We start from the raw sequence: 17,169 nt of genomic DNA, 5'->3' as shown, positions 1-17,169 counted from the left end.
ACCGGAACCCTGCATGACCCATATTCTCTATCTCGCGCATGATCTGTCGGACCCCGCCATTCGCCGGCGGGTGCTGACCTTGCTCGCGGGCGGGGCGCGGGTCACGCTGGCAGGTTTCCGGCGCGGGCGGAACCGGCTGGCGGAAATCGAGGGCGTCGTGCCCGTCGTGCTTGGGGAGACCGCCGACGGGCAGTTTCTGCAGCGCATGGCGGCTGTGGCAAAAGCCAGCCTTTCGATTGGAAAGGTCCTGAGCGGTATCCCGACACCCGACATCGTTCTTGCCAGGAACCTCGAAATGCTGGCTCTGGCAAAGCGGGCCATGTCGATCTATGGCGGCCAGCCAGCACTGGTTTACGAATGTCTCGATATTCACCGCCTGCTTCTCAACAAAGGCAGGCCCGGACAGCTGCTGAATGCTGCGCAACGTTATTTCGCACGCGACGCCAAACTGCTGGTCACGAGTTCTCCGGCATTCGTGGAGCATTATTTCAAACCTGTCTCGGGCCTCGACCTTCCCGTCCTTTTGCAGGAAAACAAGGTGCTGGCGCTCGACAGCACCGTTGCCGCCCCGCCGCAACCCCGCCCCCCCAAGCCCGGCGAACCATGGAAAATCGGCTGGTTCGGGGCGCTTCGCTGCCGTAGGTCGCTGGAAATCCTCGCTGAGTTTGCCCGCCGCATGGAAGGCCGGGTCGAAATCATCCTGCGTGGCCGGCCGGCCTATTCGGAGTTTACCGATTTCGATGGCTTCGTGGCCGCTGCCCCGCATTTGCACTTCCACGGACCTTACAAAAACCCCGAGGATCTAGCCGCGATCTACAACGAGGTGCAGTTCACCTGGGCGATCGACTTTTTCGAAGAAGGCCAGAATTCCAGCTGGCTGCTGCCCAATCGGCTTTATGAAGGCGGCCTTTATGGCACCCTGCCGATTGCGCTTTCCGGCACGGAAACCGCCCGATTCATCGAAAAACGCGATATCGGCTTTTTCTTGGCAAATGCAAGCCCGGACGACCTCGCCGCACTGTTCGGCCAAATGACGCCGCAAACCTATGCGGACGCCTTCCACACCCTGTCGGCAACAGACAGGAAACAATGGCTGACCGACCGCGACGATTGCCGTCAGCTGGTCCAGCACTTGTCCTCGCTTTCCAAATCCGCTTCCGGCCATGCCCGTGAAGCGCAGTTTTCACCCGTGTAGTGCGTAGGGGGCAAATCATGGAAGGTCTTGGTCATTCCGGCATCAGAACGCTGATCGTCATTCCTTGCCTCAACGAGGCAAAGACAATCGAGGGGCTGCTTGTCAAATTCACCAATGCAATGCAGGGGCGTCTCTTCCGTATCGTGGTTGCCGATGGCGGCAGCACGGATGGAACTCGCGATATCGTTTCCGCCTTTGCGGCGACGGATGACCGCGTCACACTTCTCGCCAATGCGAAGCGCATCCAGAGCGCTGGCATCAACCTTGCCGTTGCCACCTTCGGCGAGGATTTCGACTATCTCATCCGCATCGACGCCCATGGCGATTATCCCGATGACTATTGCCAGCGGTTGATCGAAGATGCGGAACGCACCGGCGCGGATTCTGTCGTCGTCGCCATGGATACCATCGGACACGGCCTGTTTCAGAAAGCGACGGCCGTCGCCCAGAATTCCAAGCTCGGCAATGGCGGTTCCAAGCACCGCGAGGGTGCCAAAGGCCACTGGATCGACCATGGCCATCACGCCTTGATGCGGATTGCCGCCTTCGACGCGGTCGGCGGTTATGACGAGAGCTTCAGCCACAATGAGGATGCCGAACTGGATTTCCGCCTGCGCAAATCCGGTTTCCGTATCTGGATGACCGACAAGACCCGCATGACCTATTATCCGCGCGCCAGCGTCATGCCGCTGTTCCGGCAATATCTCGCCTATGGCCGCGGCCGGGCGAAGAACCTCCTGAAGCATCGCTCGATCCCGAAAATCCGCCAGATGATCCCGCTCGCCGTGCTGCCGGTGTTCATCTTCGCGCTGCTATCGCTCGTGCATTGGGCGGCCCTTATCCCGCTAGGCCTCTGGATCGCCGCATGTTTGGGTTATGGCTTGTGGATGGCAATAGGTCAGAAAAACCCATACGGCCCGCTCGCCGCCTTTTCGGCGATGGTGATGCATCTGGCCTGGTCCACCGGCTTCTGGCTGGAACTCCTGAAATTCCGGGGAAGAAAGGCTGTCTCATGACTGACAACACCGTCACCCGCCCAGATGATTCGAAAACCGTCGATATCGGCATTTGCACCTACAGACGCCCGGCACTTATCGCCACACTTCTGTCACTCTTCGAGCTGGACGTGCCGGAAGGTGTGAAAGTTCGTCTTATCGTCGCCGATAATGACGAGGAGCCGAGCGCCAAGGCGAGCGTCGATCGCCTGCGCGAAACCGCCCCGTTCGAGATCACCTATGTGCATTGCCCGAAATCGAATATTTCGATTGCCCGCAATGCCTGCCTGTCGGAATGCAAGGCGGATTACCTCGCCTTCATCGATGATGACGAGACCGCCCCGCCGCACTGGCTCTCCGCCCTTCTGGAAAAGGCCGGCGAGACCGGTGCGGAAGCGGTTCTCGGCCCCGTAGCGGCCGTTTACCGGGACAATGCGCCGGGATGGATGAAACGCGGCGATTTCCACTCGACCGTTCCGGTCTGGGTGAATGGCGAGATCATCACCGGCTATACCTGCAACACGCTGCTCAAGATGGATGCGCCTTCGGTGAAGGGCCGGCGCTTCGCGCTGGCGCTCGGCCAGAGCGGCGGCGAAGACACCCATTTCTTCTCGCATCTTCACGCCGCCGGCGGGCGTATTGTCTTTGCGGAAGATGCCATGTTGTCCGAACCCGTGCCGGAAAATCGCGCAAGCTTCCTATGGCTTGCCAAACGCCGCTTCCGCTCCGGCCAGACCCACGGCCGCGTGCTGGCGGACAGGAAACCCGGTATACGCCGCGTGGGGCAGGTGCTGAAGGCAGGTTCGAAAGTGCTTTATTGCGCGCTCTTCGCCGCCTTGAACGGTCTCAACGCCGTGCGCCGCAATCGTTATGCGCTGCGTGGCGCACTGCATATGGGCTCGATGAGCGGCGCTTTCGGCGTGCGCGAAATCCGCCAGTATGGCGCGGTGGAGGCGACCTGATGGAAAACCTTGCCTCACCGCCCGATATCAGCTTCATCATCGCCGCCTATAATGCGGCCGATACAATCGAAGCCGCCATCCACAGCGCGCTCGACCAGCAGGGTGTGACGCTGGAAGTGATCGTCGTCGACGACCGTTCCGCCGATGACACTATCCCGTTCGTTGAGGGGATTGCCGCCATTGACCCACGTGTGCGCCTGCTTGCGCTGGAAGAAAACCGCGGTCCGGGTGGTGCACGCAATGCCGGCATCGAGGCCGCGACGGGACGCTGGATCGCCGTGCTCGATTCCGACGACGTCATCCGTCCGCAGCGTTCCGCCTGCATGATGTGCCGGGCGGAGGCCGCGAATGCTGAGATCGCTGTCGATAATCTCGATGTCGTCTATACCGACGGCAGACCGATGGAGACGATGTTTCCGGAAGAGTTTCTGGAGGAACGCTCTGCCCTCACGCTCGAGGACTTCATTTCCTCCAACATCCTGTTCCGTTCCACCTTCAATTTCGGCTACATGAAGCCGATGTTCCGGCGCGATTTCCTCAATAGCGAGGCTCTGCGCTTCCGCGAGGATATACGCATCGGCGAGGATTATATCCTGCTCGCCTCGGCGCTCGCCGCCGGCGGCCTCTGTGTCATCGAACCGAAGCCGGGCTATATCTACAATATCCGCGAAGGCTCGATTTCGCGTGTGCTCGAACTTCATCACGTCGAAGCGATGATGCGGGCGGATCAGGAGTTCCTCAGCCATTACACTTTGCTGCCGGCAGCCATGGATGCGCAGCAGGCGAGAAGCCGCAGCCTGCGGCTGGCGCATAATTTTCTGACATTGGTGGAAAACATCAAGAGCCGCTCGGTACTCGGCGCCTTGAAGACCACGATAAGGGATCCTGCCGTGCTGGGGCATTTGCGAATGCCAATTGCAGTGCGGCTGAGGAGGTTGCGGGACGCCATGTTTGCGCCCGCGGCGAATACAGGGGTGAAAAGACAGATTTCGTGAAATTGACGCGTGGACGAAATCTGCGCGGGGACTGGGGACAGATCAAACCTTGATGAAGGAGAACGCGATGGACCTGAACAAAACTGTCAGAAAAGCCGTCATTCCCGTAGCTGGCAACGGCACACGGTTTCTGCCCGCCACCAAGGCGATGCCGAAGGAAATGCTGACGATCGTGGATCGTCCCGTCGTGCAATATGCCGTCGATGAGGCCATGCAGGCCGGCATCGAACACATTATTTTCGTGACGAGCCGCAACAAGACCGCCATCGAGGACTATTTCGACAGCGCGCCGGAACTCATCAATACGCTGACCCGCTCCGGCAAGACCGTGCAGGTGCTGCAGCTGGAAAAGATGCTGCCGGTTGCCGGCACCGTCAGCTATACGCGCCAGCAGGTGCCGCTCGGTCTCGGCCACGCCGTCTGGTGCGCGCGCGAGCTGGTAGGCAAGGAGCCTTTCGCCCTGCTTCTGCCGGACATGGTTTCTTACGGCGCACGCGGCTGTATCGCCGGGCTGATGGAGCTTTACGATGAAGTCGGCGGCAATATTCTCGGCGTCGAAGAATGCCTGCCTGAAGAAGTCTCGTCCTATGGCGTCGTTGGCGTCGGCCAGAAGGTCAATTACGGCTTCGCCGTCACCGAAATGGTTGAAAAGCCGGAACCATCCAAGGCGCCTTCGAATTATTACCTGAATGGCCGTTACATCCTGCAGCCGGAAATCTTCGATATTCTCGCCAAGCAGGAGCGCGGCGCGGGCAATGAAATCCAGCTGACCGACGGCATGAAGCGGCTCGCCGAGAAGCAGCCGTTCCACGCGCAGAAATATTCGGGCCGCACCTTTGATTGCGGCAGCAAGCAGGGCTTCATTGCCGCCAACGTCGCCTTTTCGCTGATGCGGGCGGACATGGAAGCACAGGTTCTCGCTTCGGTGAAGGAACTGGTGGCGAACCACGAAAGCCGCGTCCAGGCGGCCTGACTTTCATCGCGCCGCCGGGGGAGGCGGCCGGCGCACCAATAACGGGAGGCGGGAAGGCGAGTTTGCTCGGCTTCCCGCGTACCATTTTTAGTTCACAAGGTAGGTCCATGCACCACAAGACCTTTAAATCCAATATCGGTTTTCCGGAATCCGGCAAGGATTCCGACACGTTCATCGACCTCGACCGCCTGTGGGCCGCCGTGGTGCGCCGCGCCAATGTCATTGCCGCCTCCGTCATCGCCGCCGTGGTTCTGGCCGGCCTCTACCTGGTGCTTGCGACCCCCGTTTACACCGCGATGACGCAGGTGCTCCTGGATGAAAGCCTTTCCCGCTATGCGGAAGAGGAATCACCGGTGCCCGCAGCCCAGATCGTCGACAACCGCATCGCCAGCGCCGTGGAAATTCTGAAATCCAAGGAAATGGCGCTGACCGTAGTCGACAAGGCCAAGCTCGATGAGAACGACACCATCGTCAATCCGCCGATGTCGCCGGTCCAGCTCGTCAAATCCTCCGTGCGCGGCATTCTCGATCTCGTCCTGCCGGGCGATCCGCCGGTTTCCGAGGCCGCAATGCGCGCTGGACGCCGCGAGAAGGCCGCCGCGGTGCTTCAGCAGTCGCTGACGGTGGAACGTGTCGGCCGCAGCTCGGTCATCGCCATCTCCACCCGCTCGACCGACCGCCAGCTTGCAGCGCAGATCGCCAAGACCTATGCACAGGCCTATCTTACAGAACAGCTTAACGCCAATTTCGACGCCAGCGAGCGCGCTTCGGTATGGTTGCAGGAACGCATGACCGACCTCAACCAGCGCGCCCAGGCCGCTGAACTGGCGGTGCAGAAATTCAAGTCGGACAACAACATCGTCTCCTCGCGCGGCGAACTGATGTCGGAAAGCCAGCTTGCCGACCTCAACGGCCAGCTGATTGCCGCGCAGGCGGATGCCGCGACGGCCTCCGCCCGTTACAACCAGTATAAGTCGATCATCGACCGTGGACCGGAAACGGCGGTCGATAACGCCGTTGTCTCGGCCCGCGATACCGACAATTCGGTCATTCAGGATCTGCGAAAGCGCTACATTACCATCTCCGACCGGCAGCGGGGTATCATCCAGCAATTCGGCGCCGACCATCCGCAGGCGACCGCGCTTGAGGCCGAGAAGAAAGAAGTATCGCAGCAGATCTTCCAGGAATTGCAGCAGCTGACCGGCAGCTTCAAGAACGAATATGACGTCGCCAATTCCCGCGTGCAGTCGTTGCGCGACAATATCGACCGGGTGGCGGGCCGCAATTCGCAAGCCAATATCACCATGGTCCAGCTGCGCGAACTCGAGCAGCGGGCAACCGCTCTGCGCACCCTCTACCAGTCCTATCTCGGTCGCTTCGAGGAGGCTTCCCAGAAGCAGTCGCTGCCCATCGCCAAGGCGCGCATCATTTCCGAAGCGGGCCTGCCGACTTCGCCTTCCAGCCCGAAAAAGACCATGACCATGGCGCTTTCGGTCGTTCTCGGCCTGATGCTGGGCGGCGGCATTGCAGCGCTTCTCGAATTCCGGGATCGCTTCTTCCACACCGGCAACGATGTACGCGACAATCTGCGCATGCGCTTTCTCGGTTACCTTCCCTTTATCGGGGAAAGGGGCGTGGAAAACGCCAAGACCGGCGACAGCGCCGCCACCCCCGGCGGCGAGAACGCCACGCTTGATGACAGCGGCCAGGTCTCGTTCCAGAAGATGCTGCGCCTTGCCGTCGACAGCCCGCGTTCCAGCTTTGCGGAAACGCTCCGCAATGTGAAGCTGACGGCGGACGTCGTCATTCAGGAGCGGCCCTGCCGGGTCATCGGCGTCATTTCCTGCCTGCCGAACGAGGGCAAGTCTGTCGTGGCGCTCAATCTCGCCGGGCTGATCGCCTCCACCGGCAAACGAACGCTTGTCGTGGATGCGGATATCCGCAATCCCGGCCTCAGCCGCATGCTGACCACACGGCAATCCGCCGGTCTGGTGGAAGTGGTGCTCGATGAAATCCCGTGGACGCAGGCGGTGAAGGTGGATACGCGTACGAAAATGGGCATCCTGCCGGTTTCCACCAGCAACCAGTTCGCCCATTCGAGCGAGCTGCTCTCCTCCCCCGGCATGCGCAAATTCATCGAATCTGCCCGGGAGGCCTGCGATTACATCATCATCGACCTCGCGCCCGTCGTCCCCGTCATCGACGCCAAGGCCTTTGCGCCGCAGGTAGACGGTTTCGTCTTCGTGACCGAATGGGGCAAGACGCCGATCCAGATGGTGCAGAACCTGATGGCCAACGAACCGCAGATCGCCAACAAGACGCTTGGCATCGTGCTCAACAAGACCGACATGACGGAATTGCAGCGTTATGCCGGCCCCGGCGGTTCGGAGCATTATCACGAGAAATTCGCGGCCTATTACGGCGATGCAAAGCCGCCGGTGAAGGAAGACGCGTAATGGTGAAACGGTCCGGTGAAAACCGGGCCGTTTCATTCCGTTGACGATTCGAACGACTAACCCATGGTATTGTCAGCCGAAATTGCGCATTGATGGCGCGAAGCTAAAATCGCAAGCAGGATCAGTCTCATGCCATCACCCATAGCCTTTGTTTCGCGGATGAATGCGGAAACGGAGACCGTCTGGAAGCAGGCGCTGCGCGCCGCCATGCCGGAAGAGAACATTCTTTCCTTTTCCGAACTGAGCGCGGAACAGAAAGACCAGGTGGATTTCGCCATCGTCGCCAATCCGGATCCTGCCGATATCGCGGCGCTTCCGGGCCTCAAATGGATCCACAGCCTGTGGGCAGGTGTCGAGCGGCTGGTGCTGGAACTGGGCGAAAAGGCTCCTCCCATCGTTCGGCTGAAAGATCCTGAGCTTTCGCGTGTGATGGCCGAAGCCGTGCTGGCATGGACCTATTATCTGCAACGCGATATGCCCGCCTATCGCGAAAACCAAAAAAAGGCGCTCTGGCAGGAGCTGGATTACCGCCACCCCGGCGAAATGACCATCGGTCTCCTCGGCCTCGGGGCGCTCGGCACGGCAGCGGCAGAGCGCCTCACCCATGCCGGATTCAACGTCGCTGGCTGGAGCCGTTCGGCCAAGGCGGTCGATGGCGTGGAAACGCTGTCCGGCGATAACGGGCTGCAGGCATTGCTGGAAAAGAGCGACATTCTCGTCTGCCTCGTGCCGCTTACCGATGCGACGCGCGGTCTTTTGAACGCCGAGCGTCTCGCCGCAATGAAGCAGGGCGCGGCACTCATCAATTTCGCCCGCGGCGCAGTGATAGTCGCAGATGACCTGATTGCAGCGCTCGATTCCGGCAGGCTTTCGCACGCCGTTCTCGATGTCTTCGAGCAGGAGCCCTTGCCCGCTGCTTCCGCCTTCTGGCAACACCCCAAAGTGACCGTCCTGCCGCATATTTCCGCGCCGACAAGCCGGGAAAGTTCGGCCCGCATCGTGGCCGGCAATGTGCGCACATGGCGCGAGACCGGCGGGCTGCCGGAAACGGTCGACATGGCCCGCGGTTATTGAGCCGGCAAAGCGGCGACGAGCCTATTGCGTCGCCGCGCTCTTTGCCGTGTGGGCCTGTTTGACGGCCGCGACAATCTGCTGTTCGTCATAGGGCTTGGTCAGGAGAACCGCGCTTGCCGGCGCTCCTTCCGGCAAATGGCTATCCCCCGTCGCAAAAACAATGGCAAGCCCTGGCTTTCGGCGCAGGGCCTCCACCGCCAGTTCGCCGCCCTTCATGTCCGGCAGGCCGATATCGGTGACGAGAACGTCGACCTGATCGGCTTCAATAACCTTTAGCGCCTGCGCCGCATTTCCGGCCTCGACGACGGCAAAGCCGCTCTCTGACAGCATCTCCATCGAATTCATCCGTATCAGCTCGTCATCCTCGACCAGAAGAACGCGTATAGACCGGTTTTTATTTTCGACCGCCCTGACCGGCTCGGAAGGTTTCGAAGAATCCGGCGCAGACGTCGGCTGCGCTCTCGACAACGACACCTGTTTGCGGTTGGCGATGACGTGGCGAATGCGCCGCGCCAGCGCTTCCCGCGTATAGGGTTTGGAGAGAAGCTCCACCCCGGCATCCAGCTTGCCGCCGTGCACGATGGAATTTTCCGTATAACCCGAGGTGAAGAGAACGGCGAGATTGGGCAGCCGTTCCTGCGCGCGGCGCGCCATTTCCCGGCTTTTCAACGGTCCGGGCATTACCACATCGGTGAAGATGACATCGATTGGAATGCCGCTTTCCACCACGGTCAAACCGGCCTGCGCATCACGGGCGGTGAGCACGCGGTAGCCGAGATCGCCCAATGTTTCGACAACGGTGTTGCGCACTTCCTCGTCATCTTCCACCACAAGAATTGTTTCGGTTCCGCCCTCCACGGGACCGTTCGGCGTCACAACTTCCCTGTCCTCATCGGCGGCGGAGCGGGGCAGATACATCTTCACCGTCGTGCCCTGCCCCACCTCGCTATAGATGTTGACATGGCCGCTGGACTGCTTCGCAAAACCATAAACCATCGAAAGCCCCAGCCCGGTGCCCTTGCCTTCCGGTTTGGTCGAAAAAAACGGCTCGAAGACCTTTTCGAGAATCTCCGGCGACATGCCCGACCCCGTATCGGTGACCGCGAGCATCACATATTGCCCCGCCGAGACTTCCGAGTGCTTGCGGGCATAATCGCGGTCGAGAACCGCATTTCCGACCTCAATGGTCAGCTTGCCCTGCCCTTCCATGGCGTCGCGCGCATTGATGGCCAGATTGAGAAGAGCGTTCTCCACCTGGTTGGGGTCGGCATAGGTGTTCCACAGACCGCCCGAGGTGATGACTTCCACCTCGATCGCCTCGCCAAGCGAGCGGCGAAGCAGATCGTCCATGCCGGTTACGAAACGGGCAATATTGATGACACGCGGCTCCAATGCCTGCCTGCGGCCGAAGGCCAGAAGCTGGCTGGCCAGTTTTGCGCCGCGATGGACACCGGCAAGCGCATTTTCCAGCCGCCGCTCCGCACGTTCATTGCCGATCACATCCTTGGAGAGCAATTGCAGATTGCCGGCGATCACTTGAAGAAGATTATTGAAATCATGCGCCACACCGCCGGTGAGTTGGCCGATGGACTCCATCTTCTGCGCCTGCTGCAATGCCTTTTCGGCCTGGCGGCGCTCCGCTATTTCCGCCTCGACACGAGCCTCTAGGCTTTCGTTCAATTGGCGAAGCTGCTCTTCCGCACGGATGCGGTGGCGAATTTCACGCTCGAGATTGCTCGCATGTTCCTTGAGGGTATTTTCGGCCCGCCGCTGTTCGGTGACATCCGTATGGACGCCGACCCATTCGGCGATCGCACCGGCCTTGTCGAAAATCGGCACGCCACGGATCGCAAACGTGCGGTAGACGCCGTCGTGGCGGCGCACCCTATGCTCCCAGATATAGGTCGACTTTTCGGCGACCGCTTTGTTCCAGCTGTCGACAGACCCCTGCCGGTCCTCGGGATGGACCGCGTCCGCCCAGCCAAAACCCCGATACTCTTCTGGAGTCTGGCCCGTCAAAGCGCTCCAGGCGGGTTGCTCACCCAGCATCTTTCCTTCGGCGCTATTGGTCCACAGCACACCGTGAACGGCGTCCACCGCGGCGCGGAAGCGATTGTTGCTGATGAGGATTTCCCGCTCCGAGCGCTTGCGATCCTCGATATCGATGATCAGCACATAAATGCCGTCGATGGAGCCGTCGGCGATGTAACGTGGAACATAACGGATTTCGGCGGCGCGCGCCGTGCCGTCGGGTCTGCTGATCACGGTATCCGAAACGATCTTCTCGCCGCTAAGTGCGCGGTCGAGATAGGCCCTGCGGGCCTCGAAAAAAGCCTCGCCGACGATTTCGGGAACGCTGCGGCCTATCACCTCGTCGGCGCGGCGGCCAAACCATTCCAGATAGCCGTCATTGGCGAATTTATAAACATAATCACGGTCGACATATCCGACCAGAATGGGCAGGGCATTGGTAAGCCGGCTCAGCTCCTTGCGGCTCTGCTCCAGCGCCTCCAGGGCCTTCACCTTGTCGGTATTTTCAAGCACGGTGCATAAAACGCCGTCCACCGTGCCTCCTTCATTGTAGATCGGCGTGTAGAACAGATCGAAGATCACCTCTTCCGGCACGCCATGCCGCTTCAGCGTCATCGGCTGGTCACGATAGGCCATGACCTCGCCGCGAAAACCGGCTTCTAGAATGCGGCTGTTCCAGTCCCATATTTCCGGCCAGATGCCGGGCACCGTTCCCCCCAGCGCCTGCGGGTGATAATTGCCGGCGATCTCCGCATAGCCGTCATTATAGATCATCACATGATCCTTGCCCCACATCAGCACCTGCGGAATAGGGGAATTGACGACGGAGTTGGCTTTTTGCCTCAGATTTTGCGGCCAGTCGCAAATAGGACCGAGCGATGTCTTCGACCAGTCGAAGCGGCGCACAAGCTCACCCGTTTCACCGCCGCCGATCGGCCATACCGGGGCAGCACGAAGATTGGTCATTCAACATCACCACAAATCGAGAGGAAATCTCCCGTAATATATGACGAGAGAAAAGTCCACGAAAACAGAAACTTCCGCTGATTGTTCCAGAAGTTTTTTCAAAAAATCGAAAAAGTTCCACGGTGCCGGAAATTTCCTGTCGCATCCGCTAAAGAGCATGAAAATTCAGGGCCTTCGCACCGGAAAATTTACTCATATCCCCCCGGGGAAAGCGGGTAGTCTGAGAATTGGCATCCTCAATACGCCAGAAATTGCCGCAAACGGAATGGCCACAAAGAAATTATTAAGCCTCAATAAGAGTGCTGGCGGTCGCGGTGTCGTCAGCACCCGGGTCTTCGCCACACCGCGACCAGAGGGAACAAAAATGAAAATACTTTTGGGTGCCACAATTCTTTCAGCCGGCTTCGCCTTTTCGGGGGCCGCCGCCTATGCCGCCGACTGCGGAAACGTGACGATTGCCAGCATGAACTGGCAATCCGCCGAAGTCGCCGCCAGCCTCGATAAATTCATTCTTGACAACGGCTATGGTTGTTCCGCCGAAATCGTGACAGGCGACACTGTGCCGACATTGACCTCCATGGCCGAAAAAGGCCAGCCGGATATTGCCCCGGAAGCCTGGGTCAGCCTGCAGCCGGAAATCGTCAAGCGCGGCCTGGAAGGCGGCAAGGTCGTCGCAGCTGCCAAGATCCTTTCGGACGGCGCGGTCCAGGGCTGGTGGATTCCGAAATATGTCGCCGACGCCAATCCGGATCTCAAGACCATTCCCGACCTCTTCAAGCACCCTGAACTGTTTCCCGCGCCGGAAGACAAGTCCAAGGGCGCCGTGTTCAACGGTCCGCAGGGTTGGGGCGGCACGGTTGTCACCGCACAGCTTTTCAAGGCTTTCGGTGGTGAAAAAGCCGGTTTCACCCTCGTCGACACCGGCTCGGCCGCAGGTCTCGATGGCTCCATCGCCAAGGCGTATGAAGCCAAGCAGCCATGGGTCGGTTATTATTGGGCGCCCACTTCGCTGCTCGGCAAATACGAGATGGTGAAGCTCGGCTTCGGCACCGACTATGATGCCGCCGAATGGAAGCGCTGCACCTCGGTCGCCGATTGCGCCGACCCGAAGCCGAACGCATGGCAGGTGGATGACGTACAGACACTTGTCAGCAAGGACTTTGCCGACCGCGCCGGCCCAGCCATGGACTATCTGAACAAGCGCGCCTGGACCAACGACACCGTCAACAAGCTGATCGCATGGATGACCGACAACCAGGCGACCGGTGAAGACGGTGCCAAGCACTTCCTGAAGGAAAACGAAGCACTGTGGACAGGCTGGGTATCTCCCGATGTCGCGGAAAAGGTCAAGGCCGCCCTTTAAAAGCTGGTTCCTGCATATCTGCCTGGGAAACGGCGTCCGCCAGCGGCGACGCCGCACCCGCCTCGGCTCTGGAACGCCTTCCGGCTTTCCGGTGACGATGCGTTGGCTCAACAGAGCGTTCCGCCCTTTCGTTCTGATGGACGCGCGGCGCTCTTGCGATTTTACTCCCGGAGCGCGGAGGATATCGATCCCCGCCTCCGGTTCGTCATGGAGAACAGGATATGGAATGGCTTTTCAAATTTCCGACCATGAATGACGATGCTCTGCGCGCGCTGAAAAAAATCATCGACGAAGGTTTCCGGGGCTTCACCCGAACCTATGGCGGCGCGATAGAGGGGCTCTTCACTCCCCTCCAGAGCTTTCTCATCTGGGCGGAAAGGCTTTTGATCGGAACCCCCTGGCCGATCGTTATTCTTATTGTCGGCGTGCTTGCCTGGTTCGGCAGCCGCAGCGCCACCATTGTTTCGCTGTGTTGCGGCATTCTTTTCGCCATCGGCTGGTTCGGCATGTGGGAAGACACGATGAAGACGGTCTCGATGATCTTCGTCTGCGCCGTGCTGTCCATCATTGTCGGCCTGCCGATCGGTATCGCCATGGCGCGCTCCAACCGCCTGCAGAGCGTGGTCAATCCCATTCTCGACGTCATGCAGACGATGCCAAGTTTCGTCTATCTCATTCCCGTCGTCATGCTGCTCGGCATCGGCCGCGTGCCCGGCGTCATAGCCGTTGTTATCTACGCCATTCCGCCGATGATCCGGCTCACCAATCTCGGCATCCGCATGGTCGACAGCGATGTGCTGGAAGCAGCGGACGCCTTCGGTTCTTCGAAGCGCCAGAAGCTTTTCAAGGTGCAGCTGCCGCTCGCACTGCCCACCATCATGGCCGGCATCAACCAGACCATCATGATGGCGCTCGCCATGGTCGTCATCGCCTCCATGATCGGCGTGCAGGGTCTTGGCCAGCCGGTGCTGAAGGCAATCGCCAACCAGTATTTCACGCTCGGCGTGTTCAACGGGCTTGCCATTGTCGGCATCGCCATCATCTTCGACCGCATCAGCCAGGCCTATGGCCTTCGCCTGCAAAAACACCGGGAAGTGGCGCATGGCTAGTCAATCGATCGAAATTCGCAGCCTTTACAAGATTTTCGGGCCCAAGGCGGCCGACTATGTCGAACCCGTCAAGGCCGGCATGTCCAAGGCGGACCTCAACGCCAAACATGGTCATGTGCTCGGCCTGCGCGATATCAACATCACCATGCCGGGCGGACAGATCACCGTCATCATGGGCCTTTCCGGCTCGGGCAAGTCGACATTGATCCGCCACGTCAACCGGCTGATCGACCCGACCGCCGGTGAAATCCTCTATGGCGGCACCGATGTCTGTCGCCTCAACGAAGCGGACCTTCTGGAGTTTCGTCGCCACAAGACGGCGATGGTGTTCCAGAAATTCGGTCTGCTCCCACACCGCAACGTGCTGCAGAATGTCGTCTACGGTCTCGAGGTGCAGGGCGTCGACAAGCGCGAGCGGGAGGAAAGGGCGGAAGTCTGGATCAGGCGCGTGGGGCTGGAAGGCTTCTCCAGCCACTATCCGAACCAGCTTTCGGGCGGCATGCAGCAGCGTGTGGGCCTTGCGCGCGCGTTGACCAACAATGCCGAAATCCTTTTGATGGACGAAGCCTATTCGGCACTCGATCCATTGATCCGCGTCGACATGCAGACGGTGCTGCTGGAATTGCAGAAGGAACTGAAAAAGACCGTCGTCTTCATCACCCACGATCTCGACGAGGCGCTGCGGCTGGGAGACAAGATCGCCATCCTGCGCGACGGCGAGATCATCCAGCAGGGCACCGCCGCCGAAATCGTCATGTCGCCTGCCGACAGTTATATCGAGGCCTTCGTGGAGGAGGTCAATCGCGGCCGGGTCATCCGCCTCGGCGCCGTCGTTCAGCCGGAATTTTCCGGCCAGTCGCGGCTTCAGCTCGACGCGGACATGACGGTCGAAGAGGGTCTGCGTGCGCTCGTCCGGGAAAATGTCAGCAGCGCCACGGTCGTCGGTGAAGACGGCAAGGCGCTCGGCGCCGTCACCACCGACGCCATCATGCGCTGCCTCGTCAGAACCGCTTCCGGCGAAGATGCAGGCATGGCGGAACGGCTGTCAGGCTAAGCGTCGAGCCACGCGGCCATGCCCTTTGCAGCGGCCTTGCCGGTGGCGAAACAGGCGGTCAAGAGATAACCGCCGGTCGGCGCTTCCCAGTCCAGCATTTCCCCGGCAGCAAATATGCCGGGGAGCATTTCCAGCATGTAGTTCCCATCGAGACCGTTCCACGCGACGCCGCCGGCCGATGAAATCGCCTCGGCAATCGGTCTCGGCCGCAAGAGCGGTATTTCGGCATGTTTTATTCTCGCGGCGACGAACTCATCCGGCATGGCGGCGATGTCGGGAAAAATTTCCCGCAGAAGCCCGACTTTCACCGCCGATAAGCCGGCCGTCTTGCGCATGCGGTTTGCAAAACTCTCCTTCCGCCCGAGCTTCGCCAGATCGCGGCTGAGGCGTTCCACCGTACGTCCGGGCGCAAGATCGGTTGCGAGGGACACTTTGCCCGCCTCTTCCAGCCGGTCGCGCAGCGCAGCGGAATGGGCGTAGATAACGCTGCCCTCAATACCATGCTTCGTGATGACGAATTCGCCCCGAAAGGCCCCTGCCGGCGAAATGGTGATCGTGGATTTCACCGCTTCACCCGCAAAACGCGTGCGGAAGACATCGCTCCAGTCCACGTCAAAACCGCAATTGGCGGGGCGGAACGGGGAAAGCGCCACGCCTTTCTCCGCCAGCGCCGGAACCCATGCCGCATCGGAGCCGAGACGCGGCCAGCTTGCGCCGCCGAGCGCCAGAAGAACGGCATCGGCCTTGATGGTGATCTCGCCCTCCGGTGTCGCGAAAACCAGGTGCTTGCCGGAAAAACCCGTCCAGCGATGCCGCGTCCTGATCGTCACCCCCTGCGCCTCCAGCCGGGCGAGCCATGCCCGCAGCAGCGGCGAGGCCTTCATGACGGTCGGAAACACCCGGCCCGAAGTGCCAACGAAAGTTTCCTGCCCCAGCCCCTGCGCCCAGTCGCGCAGCCTATCCGGTGTAAAATCATCGAGAGCGGCACGCAGCCTCGGTTCCGCATCGCCGAACCGGTGACAAAAGCTGTCGTAGTCTTCGGCATGGGTGATGTTGAGGCCGGATTTTCCGGCCATCAGCAATTTACGCGCCACGGTCGGCATCGCCTCGAACACCGTCACGGCATGGCCTGCGGCCGAAAGCATCTCGGCCGCCATCAGCCCCGCCGGTCCGCCGCCGATAATCGCGACCTGCCTCGCCTTTGCCAAAACCCTCTCCATCGCCATCTTCGCCATTCCGAGCCTTATACCGATTTCCGCATGCGAATATATGCGATATTGAAACGCCCATGTTCACGCTCGACCGACCCGTCACCTTTTCGCAGGATATCAAGAAAAGCCGCTTCATCGCCTTTGCCACGCCGGTGACGGGTGAAGAGGATGCGAAGAACTTTCTTGCGGCGCATTCCGATCCGGATGCGAACCATAATTGCTGGGCATGGCGAAGCGGCCAGGCCTATCGTTTCAGCGATGACGGCGAACCCTCGGGAACGGCCGGAAAACCGATCCTTCAGGCCATCGACGGCCAGACACTCGATAATGTCGCCGTTCTCGTCATCCGCTGGTTCGGCGGCATTCTCCTTGGCAGCGGCGGCCTGATGCGCGCTTATGGCGGCACCGCGGCTGCCTGCCTGCGACTTGGCGAGACGTCACCGGTCATCGCCTATGTCATTGCGACGCTCAGCTGCCCATTCTCCGATCTGGCGCTGGTGAAATCGCGCCTCTCCGCCACACCGAACCTGCGTCTGGAAAGGGAAGATTTTACCGGCGCCGGCGCGGATATGCTGCTCTCGGTTCCGGCCGAGGAAACCGAACGGCTTACCCGTCTTCTCAGCGACCTGACCAGCGGGCGGGTCAATCTCCATATTCCCGACTAAAGTTTTCGCTTTTCTTCGAATCGCGAAAACACTCTAACTCTTTGTTTTGGCGCATTTCCGGACGGAAAACCGGGTTCCACTTTTCCTGGGAATGCTCTCGCGCCTGTCCGAATGCGCAAT

At 60.2% G+C, this 17,169-nt stretch carries 13 protein-coding genes; 11 read left to right on the top strand and 2 right to left on the bottom strand.

The window, feature by feature from the left end; translation table 11 throughout:
- Positions 1 to 13: 13 nt before the first annotated feature.
- The 7 genes from O9X91_RS17540 (at position 14) to O9X91_RS17510 (ending at position 8,650) form a co-directional block, all read left to right on the top strand.
- On the top strand, positions 14 to 1,195 hold the full coding sequence (locus tag O9X91_RS17540) for a glycosyltransferase family protein (protein ID WP_142913406.1): 1,182 nt from the start codon (positions 14 to 16) through the stop codon (positions 1,193 to 1,195).
- Between the two features lie 17 nt (positions 1,196 to 1,212).
- Positions 1,213 to 2,211, top strand: a complete 999-nt coding sequence (locus tag O9X91_RS17535) for a glycosyltransferase family 2 protein (protein WP_077984777.1) — start codon at positions 1,213 to 1,215, stop codon at positions 2,209 to 2,211.
- Positions 2,208 to 3,152 (top strand): glycosyltransferase family 2 protein, encoded by a 945-nt coding sequence (locus O9X91_RS17530; RefSeq protein ID WP_077984776.1) that lies wholly within the window; start codon positions 2,208 to 2,210, stop codon positions 3,150 to 3,152. Before O9X91_RS17535 ends, O9X91_RS17530 begins: the two co-directional genes overlap by 4 nt.
- Positions 3,152 to 4,147 carry a glycosyltransferase family 2 protein gene (locus O9X91_RS17525; RefSeq protein ID WP_142913405.1) on the top strand — a complete coding sequence of 332 codons (996 nt, stop codon included), beginning with the start codon at positions 3,152 to 3,154 and terminating at the stop codon, positions 4,145 to 4,147. Before O9X91_RS17530 ends, O9X91_RS17525 begins: the two co-directional genes overlap by 1 nt.
- A gap of 67 nt (positions 4,148 to 4,214) precedes the next feature.
- Positions 4,215 to 5,120 carry a UTP--glucose-1-phosphate uridylyltransferase gene (locus O9X91_RS17520; protein ID WP_142913404.1) on the top strand — a complete coding sequence of 302 codons (906 nt, stop codon included), beginning with the start codon at positions 4,215 to 4,217 and terminating at the stop codon, positions 5,118 to 5,120.
- A gap of 107 nt (positions 5,121 to 5,227) precedes the next feature.
- On the top strand, positions 5,228 to 7,576 hold the full coding sequence (locus O9X91_RS17515; protein ID WP_269833289.1) for a Wzz/FepE/Etk N-terminal domain-containing protein: 2,349 nt from the start codon (positions 5,228 to 5,230) through the stop codon (positions 7,574 to 7,576).
- A gap of 129 nt (positions 7,577 to 7,705) precedes the next feature.
- On the top strand, positions 7,706 to 8,650 hold the full coding sequence (locus tag O9X91_RS17510; protein ID WP_269833290.1) for a 2-hydroxyacid dehydrogenase: 945 nt from the start codon (positions 7,706 to 7,708) through the stop codon (positions 8,648 to 8,650).
- Between the two features lie 21 nt (positions 8,651 to 8,671).
- Here the strand turns inward: O9X91_RS17510 and O9X91_RS17505 are convergent, their stop codons facing one another.
- A complete protein-coding gene (locus O9X91_RS17505) occupies positions 8,672 to 11,647 on the bottom strand; it encodes a PAS domain-containing protein (RefSeq protein ID WP_269833291.1) in 2,976 nt (991 codons plus the stop codon).
- A gap of 364 nt (positions 11,648 to 12,011) precedes the next feature.
- Between O9X91_RS17505 and O9X91_RS17500 the strand changes: the two genes are divergently transcribed.
- The 3 genes from O9X91_RS17500 (at position 12,012) to O9X91_RS17490 (ending at position 15,173) form a co-directional block, all read left to right on the top strand.
- Positions 12,012 to 13,010, top strand: coding sequence for an ABC transporter substrate-binding protein (locus tag O9X91_RS17500; protein ID WP_080794454.1), 999 nt, complete (start codon positions 12,012 to 12,014; stop codon positions 13,008 to 13,010).
- A gap of 221 nt (positions 13,011 to 13,231) precedes the next feature.
- Complete coding sequence (locus O9X91_RS17495; protein ID WP_077984771.1) at positions 13,232 to 14,119, top strand: ABC transporter permease; 888 nt, start codon at positions 13,232 to 13,234, stop codon at positions 14,117 to 14,119.
- Positions 14,112 to 15,173 (top strand): quaternary amine ABC transporter ATP-binding protein, encoded by a 1,062-nt coding sequence (locus O9X91_RS17490; RefSeq protein WP_137412516.1) that lies wholly within the window; start codon positions 14,112 to 14,114, stop codon positions 15,171 to 15,173. The genes O9X91_RS17495 and O9X91_RS17490 overlap by 8 nt, the downstream gene beginning before the upstream one ends.
- Here the strand turns inward: O9X91_RS17490 and O9X91_RS17485 are convergent.
- Positions 15,170 to 16,408, bottom strand: a complete 1,239-nt coding sequence (locus tag O9X91_RS17485) for a TIGR03862 family flavoprotein (protein ID WP_269833292.1) — start codon at positions 16,406 to 16,408, stop codon at positions 15,170 to 15,172. The two genes, O9X91_RS17490 and O9X91_RS17485, sit on opposite strands and share 4 nt — an antisense overlap.
- Positions 16,409 to 16,461: 53 nt before the next feature.
- On the opposite strand from O9X91_RS17485, the gene O9X91_RS17480 reads away from it, so the two are divergent.
- A complete protein-coding gene (locus O9X91_RS17480; protein WP_269834353.1) occupies positions 16,462 to 17,049 on the top strand; it encodes an IMPACT family protein in 588 nt (195 codons plus the stop codon).
- Positions 17,050 to 17,169 lie beyond the last annotated feature (120 nt).

The sequence above is a fragment of the Agrobacterium salinitolerans genome (genome assembly GCF_027498475.1).
GTDB lineage: Bacteria > Pseudomonadota > Alphaproteobacteria > Rhizobiales > Rhizobiaceae > Agrobacterium > Agrobacterium salinitolerans.
This window is presented reverse-complemented; position numbering and strand designations above follow the sequence as displayed.